Source organism: Bacillus sp. AFS041924 (assembly GCF_002577195.1).
Lineage (GTDB): Bacteria > Bacillota > Bacilli > Bacillales > Bacillaceae_G > Gottfriedia.
The window spans coordinates 66,676-73,784 of the sequence record NZ_NULG01000094.1 but is presented as its reverse complement, the minus strand read 5'-3'; the positions used below and the strand labels follow the sequence as shown (position 1 = coordinate 73,784).

The following is a 7,109-nucleotide window of genomic DNA, read 5'->3' as shown; positions in this document are numbered from 1 at the left end:
TCATTATTTTGATAAAATTAATTGAATTTGGTTAAAAATTTTAACAATTATAAATAAAATTGATAATAAATTTTATGGCTTAAGAAGGGAGTTTTTTAAGAACTGATGAAAAAATTTAAGATCATTTGTTTACTAACATTGGCAACTTTCGCACTATCAGCATGTACGATTAAAAAGCCTCCACAAAATTTGGCTATAAAAGCAAATGGAAGTTTTGATCCAAAAAGTATTGGAATTAAAGTGGAATCATCACTTCCAAAAGATGCTAAACTTAACATTATTTTTCAAAATGATGATACTAAAAAGATAATCTATAAAACTACAATTAAAACAGATGAAAAAGGAACTGTTAATAAGAAAATTGCTTTAGACTTAAGAGATAAAAATTTAACAGGATTCGTAATTTTTAAACCTGATGAGCAACCAAGAAATGTTCAAGAAAAATTTGGTAAATATGGTGAAAACATCAGATCGAATGCAGTTGGTTATACAGTAGGGAAAAAGAATAACAAAAAGTATATGTACATTAAGCAATATGGGACGTTTTGGAAATTTGGAAAATTGAGTAGTCAAGGTTATATCATATATAGCAAAGAAAAGCTAAAGCAAGAAAAGGAGGGGAAATAATACACAATTAGAATAGCAAGATTGTGTAAAAAACATGATACAAACTAGTAAACTAATTTCTAAATATCTTCTTCAATTTTGTTTAACTATTTTTGGAATTGCATTAATTACGGCTACTTCATTTACTTTATTTTTACCAAAAGGAGAGCGGTTAACTGAGTTTTGGAACCAATTACAAATCTTTTTTTGGAGTTTTTTTTACTTTGATCATTTAGAAGTTTATTTAAAAGAGGTTCAATATGTACCTTTTTCATCCGTATTTTTAGAACCTTATATATATTCCTTTACGATACTTTTTTCTGCTTTTTTACTATCAATCATCGTAGCGTTATTTATTTCTTATATCGTAAATATAGGACCAAAGTCATTTAGAAAAATAATGAATAGTTTACTATTTTTCTTACAATCTATACCAGATGTTGTTATGATATGCGGTTTACAAATATTCTTTTTATGGATCTTTAATAAAACGGGAGTTAAAATTGTTGATCCAGTAAATGGTTTAGAGTCGAAAGCATACGCATTACCGATTATTCTCGTATCGATTATTCCTACAGTTCAATTATTTCAAATGTTATTTCTAGCAATACAAGAAGAAAAAATTAAAGACTATGTTGAATATGCAAAGGCAAAGGGACTATCAAATTCTTGGATTATTATTCGTCATATATTAAGGAATGTTACGATTACGTTGTTAAGTAATAGTAAATTGATATTTTGGATGATGATTTCAAATCTATTAATTGTAGAGAAATTCTTCAACATGAAAGGCTATTTTTCATTCTTATTTAATAATACTAGTTCACCTGAAATCTTTTTTATGGCGTTAGTTTTACTATTTATCCCTTTCTTTTTATTAGATATTATTTTTAAACAAATTGTAAATAAAATGAAGGGGGAACTGGTTGTATGACTAAAACTAAAAAGTATTTACCAATCATAATAGGAAGCTTTATCATACTTGGCTTAATCACCTTTAGTTTTATTTATACTTACTTTATAAAGGATACTATAAAACCTGCACCTTCTTTGTTATACAATGAAGAAGGTAGATTAATCGATACGTATGGATATCCTCCAAGTTTTAACTATCTTTTTGGTGTAGACCGATTTGGAAGAGATGTTTTTTGGATGGTAATTGATGGTGCTAAATACACACTTTCCATAGCAATCGTAGTAGGGCTTATGAGGGTCATATTCGGCGGTTTATTAGGGACATATTTTGGGTTTATGAATGGAAAATTATTAAAAATGATTGAGCCGATTGTGAATGCATTTCGCTTTGTCCCAGCAGTTATCATCATTTTTCCATTTTTTGTGTTATTAAATAATGTCCCAGAATCAGCTAAAGAAAAAACAATTGCAATTCAATTATCATTATTAATTATCATATCTATACCAGTACTAATGAATTCGATTGGTGAAGAGGTTAGAGACTTTTTGAAAAATGATTTTATAACTAGTTCTAGAGTAATTGGTGCTCGAAATGGCTGGATACGACGTAAACATGTAATTCCATATTTACGAAGCCGAGTTCTTTTATTATTCGTACAACAGACTATACAAACTTTATTTTTACTAACCCAATTAGGTGTTTTCAAATTATTTATTGGTGGAGTTAAAGTTCTATCATTAGACATCGGAATAGACCGACCAATGTCAAAAGCAAACGAATGGTCCGCGATGATCGGAGCAAATTATATTGAGTTATCGATAGATGAATGGGTAATTATTGGACCTAGTATAGCTTTTATTGTTTCGATATTTGCATTTAATTTGATTAAATTAGGTATTGAACGAATAATGGATAATCAAAGTAGTGCTAAAAAGAATCGAAATATAGAAAACGAAAGTTTATATACTGGGTTAAGTGATTTTGATTTTGTGAATAAGGAAAAACTCGAAGACATAAATAAGATCAAAAAGGAAATACCTCAATCGAGTGGTGAACTAATCACTAGATGAAATGAATAGTATGAGCCTTTGTTCTCAATTTAGGACAAAGGTTTTTTTATATTTGTCTTTGTTATAGTAATTAGTTTTATAAGTAAATAGGATATATTACTTAGGTATTTTAAGAAGAAATATTGTTATGATGGAATAAACTTCTTACAAAAAAGAGACAAATTGTCAATTGTAAAAATAATTTTTACTAAATATTTAAAAACAATGTCAAATAGCTAATCGCCATTTTTATTAACATTACATTGATTCAAAAATAATGAAATAAAAGCAAATTTTTAAGCTAACTTAGTAATTAATTTAAGAAATGAACGTTAAATTATAAAAAAATTTGACTGAGGTGAAAAAATGAGACGTTTCAAAGCAATCGGACTCCTGCTTTTTGCTTGTTTTCTTTTCATTACAGGTTGTGGGAAAGAAGAAAAGTCATTTAAACGAAAGCCTTATACACCCGTTCATTACACAGAGAAACAAAAAGAGACTTATAAAGTGCTTGTGCTTCAATTAGCGAAAGAGTATATCGAAAAAACGCGTGGACCAATCACTCCTGATCAACATTTTGAAGCAACTGTTGAAAAAGATGGTACGTTCACGGTTCATGTCTACAAAGATTTAGGTGAAAGCAATGAAGGTATTGCCTGGTTAAATGTGAATCCTAAGACAAAAAAAATCATTGATGGGGTTCATTAACATGAAGTGAAAAACTCTAAGTTGAGCTTAACTAGTTCCATTTTGAGAGAGAAGAATACGTTTAGAGAGTAAAGAATAATCACTAATCACAATGAAAATAGTAGATTGAATTTCGTATAAATGGCACAAAAAATAGCATTGAACATACATTGCTATTTTTATTTTTTTAATTGAAACTGCTGTTTATATTGAAGTAAATGGCAGTATAGAAAAATAATTAAAGGGTTTTTTTATATGAAATGGAATTAAATAATTTATGCTGGAAGAAAACATTAATTTGAGAAAGAATTTTCGAAGTAGCATGACAACCAAATGAGATCTACAATACCTACTAATGAATGTTTACCAATTGGTTAATTTTAGTGTAGGGATTAAATTGGAAGGAGTAGAAAATGGATGTAAGAACAATTTTGAAACAGCAATGGTCAAGCTGCTTAGATAGAGAAGACTGGTTTCCAGCACTTGAAAAAGTACTATAGGAAATCACTTTTGACCAGGCAATTTGGAAAGCTTTTAAAAAAGCTTCACTAGCTATCAATGACTATTCAAAAGGGTTCTTAAGGGAATAATAATGATATAAATGTAAGTGATGAGATGCTTATTGTGAAATGAAAAATGTATAGATAAAATTTTTTTTGAAATCGTATACAATATGGTCAGCAACAAGTGGTGGTCATCCTAAAATATTTTGAAAGTAAGAGAGGCGGGAAATGAAATGGAAACAACTAAAAAAGTAACAGTTGAGAGTACTATTAACGCATCAATCGAAAAAGTATGGGAATTTTGGACAGAACCTACACATATAAAAAAATGGAACAGTGCTTCAGACGACTGGCATACGCCAATAGCTGAGAATGACTTGCGAGTTGGTGGAGAATTCCGTTCAAGAATGGAAGCAAAGGATGGCAGTTTCGGTTTCGACTTTGGCGGAATTTATGATCAAGTAGAAAAATATCAAGTAATTGCATATACTCTCGGTGATGGAAGAAAAGTTAATATCACATTTAGAGAAAAAGATAACCAAACAGAAGTAATTGAAACTTTCGATGCTGAATCAACAAATCCTGTTGAATTTCAACAACAAGGCTGGCAAGCAATTTTAGACAATTTCAAAAAGTATACCGAACAAACAAATATATAAGTAGATAAAAAGAGAATGATCATTTTAAATCATTCTCTTTTTTATATCTTTTTACAATTTATGAATGCTAGTACTTTTGAATTGAAACCAATTTTTTTTGTAAATAATAAAATAAATCTTACAAAAAAGAACTTGAGGATTTTATTTTCATGTTCTTTTTATTTTCATTTCTTAAGTGACCACATCAAGCGACGCTTTCTTCAAATTGAATTTTTTTATCGTTATAAGGAAGGAGAATGATGAAGACGTACTAACTAACAAATCTCCTTGTAATTTTAGGTCATGTCATTCAATTTTTCTAAAGGGTGTTGAAATTACAAATAAAGCGCTTGCATTTTTTAAATTTTATTTTTATAATACTTGTATACAAGTATACTCGTATGTGAGTGAGGGATAACAAATGTCAGAATCAAAACAATATCTTTATCCGATAAAATGGCTTTCAAAAGCTTCAGTTGGTGATCGTGTAACATATGAATTAAGAATGCAGATAATTTCAGGATTAATTGAAAGCGGTACCACTTTATCAGAAAATAAATTAGCTGCCGAATTTAATGTGAGTCGTTCTCCTGTTCGAGAGGCATTAAAAACGCTAGCGTCTGAAAATCTTATTCGTTTAGAGAGAATGGGTGCAGTTGTAATTGGATTAACTCAAAAAGAAATAGAAGAAATTTATGATGTCCGATTACTTATTGAAACGTTTGTTTTTGAGCGATTGGTAAAATTAGACACAAAAGAATTGGTTATGGAACTGAGTAAAATTCTTGAGATGATGATAATCGCAATTAAATATAAAGATGCCGATGAGTTTTCATTCCAAGATGTTTTATTCCACGAAACGATTATTCGTGCGATTAACCATTCATACATCATGATGATCTGGAATAATGCTAAACCTGTAATGGAAGCGTTTATACTTTTATCAATGAGAGTACGTTTCAAGGAAAATTACGAAGACTTTCAACGGATTGTTGAAAACCATCAATTATATATTGACGCAATTGATACGAAAAATAGAGATCTCATGATTCAATCATTACATCAAAATTTTGATGATGTTCAAGGAAAAGTAGAAGATCTATGGAAATCTCAACAATTGCTTTCTAAAGGAGTAGAAAAAGAGAAATGAACAATTATATGTTAGGAGTAGATATAGGTACGACAAGCACAAAAGCCGTTTTATTTAGTGGAAAAGGCGAAGTTATCCAACAAGAGAATATCGGTTACCCTCTCTACACACCTGATATTTCGACAGCCGAACAAGACCCAGAAGAGATCTTTACGGCTGTGGTACAAGCGATTTCGAAGATTATGAAGCAACATACTGAAAAAGAGATTTCATTTATTTCTTTTAGCAGTGCGATGCATAGCATTATCGCTATGGATGAAAATGATCATCCGTTAACGCCATGTATTACTTGGGCAGATAATCGTAGTGAAGCCTGGACGCATAAAATTAAAGATGAATTAAATGGTCATCAAATATACAAACGAACTGGGACACCTATTCACCCGATGTCACCTTTAAGCAAGATTACATGGATTGTAAATGAACAACCAGAAATCGCTCTCAAAGCAAAAAAATATATTGGGATTAAAGAATATATTTTTAAAAAATTCTTTGACCAATACGTAGTAGATCATTCTCTTGCATCAGCCATGGGCATGATGAATCTAAAAACACTAAATTGGGATGAGGGAGCTTTACAAATAGCAGGGATTATACCTGAACAACTATCTAGGCTAGTACCTACTACAGAGATTTTTACAAATTGTGATCATAATTTAGCTAGACAGATGGGGATTTATCCACAAACTCCCTTTGTAATTGGTGCAAGCGACGGGGTACTTTCCAATCTTGGTGTGAATGCGATTCGAAAAGGTGAGATTGCAGTCACAATTGGGACAAGCGGGGCGATACGCACAATTATTGACAAGCCGCAAACAGATGAAAAAGGACGAATTTTTTGCTACGCACTAACGGAAGAACATTGGGTGATTGGTGGGCCAGTGAACAATGGTGGAATGGTTTTCCGCTGGATCCGTGATGAATTTGCAGCTTCAGAAGTAGAAACGGCTAAAAGACTTGGCATTGATCCATATGAAGTATTAACAAAGATAGCTGAGGGTGTAAATCCTGGTGCTGATGGCTTGATATTCCATCCTTACCTAGCGGGTGAACGTGCACCATTATGGAATCCAGATGTTCGCGGCTCATTCTTCGGCTTAACGTTGGCACATAAGAAGGAACATATGATTCGCTCAGCTCTTGAAGGGGTTATTTACAATTTATACACCGTATATTTAGCGTTAATTGAATGTATGGAAGGGCCGGTGACTAAAATTCAAGCAACTGGTGGATTTGCAAGGTCAGATGTATGGCGTCAAATGATGTCTGATATTTTTGACCTAGAAGTAGTCGTTCCAGAAAGCTATGAAAGTTCTTGTCTAGGTGCTTGTATTTTAGGTCTTTATGCAACTGGCAAAATCGAATCATTCGAAGTAGTATCTGAAATGGTAGGCAATACGCACAAACATATACCTAATGAAAACGCTGTTCGAGAATACAGACAATTACTACCAATCTTTATAAATCTATCGAGAGTGTTGGAAGTAGATTATTCACGAATTGCGAATTACCAGAGAGGTTTAATTAATAATCAAACAAAATAAATTACTGGGGGAACTA

7 protein-coding genes are annotated in these 7,109 nt (G+C 31.4%); all 7 read left to right on the top strand.

Features of this window, described 5'->3' with window-relative positions:
* Positions 1–105: 105 nt before the first annotated feature.
* The 7 genes from COC46_RS16895 to gntK all read left to right on the top strand — a co-directional run bounded on the left by COC46_RS16895 (position 106) and on the right by gntK (position 7,093).
* Entirely contained in the window at positions 106–627 is a 522-nt protein-coding gene (locus COC46_RS16895; protein WP_098811085.1) for a hypothetical protein, read from the top strand.
* Positions 628–661: 34 nt separating this feature from the next.
* Positions 662–1,540 (top strand): ABC transporter permease subunit, encoded by an 879-nt coding sequence (locus COC46_RS16890; protein ID WP_098811084.1) that lies wholly within the window; start codon positions 662–664, stop codon positions 1,538–1,540.
* Positions 1,537–2,592, top strand: coding sequence for an ABC transporter permease (locus COC46_RS16885; RefSeq protein WP_098811083.1), 1,056 nt, complete (start codon positions 1,537–1,539; stop codon positions 2,590–2,592). The genes COC46_RS16890 and COC46_RS16885 overlap by 4 nt, the downstream gene beginning before the upstream one ends.
* Before the next feature lie 345 nt (positions 2,593–2,937).
* Positions 2,938–3,279, top strand: coding sequence for a hypothetical protein (locus COC46_RS16880; protein WP_098811082.1), 342 nt, complete (start codon positions 2,938–2,940; stop codon positions 3,277–3,279).
* Between the two features lie 715 nt (positions 3,280–3,994).
* Positions 3,995–4,420, top strand: a complete 426-nt coding sequence (locus COC46_RS16875) for an SRPBCC family protein (RefSeq protein WP_098811091.1) — start codon at positions 3,995–3,997, stop codon at positions 4,418–4,420.
* Positions 4,421–4,820: 400 nt separating this feature from the next.
* Entirely contained in the window at positions 4,821–5,549 is a 729-nt protein-coding gene (locus tag COC46_RS16870; protein ID WP_098811081.1) for a GntR family transcriptional regulator, read from the top strand.
* The gene (gntK, locus tag COC46_RS16865; protein WP_098811080.1) at positions 5,546–7,093 is read left to right on the top strand and encodes a gluconokinase; all 1,548 of its coding nucleotides are present in this window, start codon (positions 5,546–5,548) and stop codon (positions 7,091–7,093) included. Before COC46_RS16870 ends, gntK begins: the two co-directional genes overlap by 4 nt.
* Positions 7,094–7,109 lie beyond the last annotated feature (16 nt).